At 57.1% G+C, this 340-nt stretch carries 1 protein-coding gene; it reads right to left on the bottom strand.

Annotation, left to right across the window (positions count from 1 at the left end):
* Positions 1-296 (bottom strand): condensation domain-containing protein (locus tag QD47_RS29710; RefSeq protein WP_412178009.1); only part of this gene is annotated, 296 nt, incomplete at its 3' end.
* Positions 297-340: the final 44 nt, after the last annotated feature.

Here is a 340-nt window from a genome sequence, read left to right on the forward strand (position 1 = left end):
AGTATCCGCCACGATACGCCGTCTACCACCATATGATGAATAGCCAGTAGCAGATGGTCCCCATCAGCGCAGTGGAACAGGCCCACTTTCAGCAGTGGTCCTTCATCCAGTCGGATGCTACTCTGAATAGTGCTGGCCCGGGCTTCTATAGCTTGACCCAATGTGGGACCGATCGGCACGTCTTTGATATCGGCCACTTCCAGATCATACAGCTTCCCTTCCTTCACTCCGCGGTTCCACGCTTCCCAGCCTTGCCCCGCCTTGCGGAACACCATCCGCAACGCATCATGGTGCACCGCCAACTGCGTCAGTGCCTGACGTAGCGGCTCTTCCTCGAATC

The organism is Paenibacillus terrae, assembly GCF_000943545.1.
Classification (GTDB): domain Bacteria; phylum Bacillota; class Bacilli; order Paenibacillales; family Paenibacillaceae; genus Paenibacillus; species Paenibacillus terrae_A.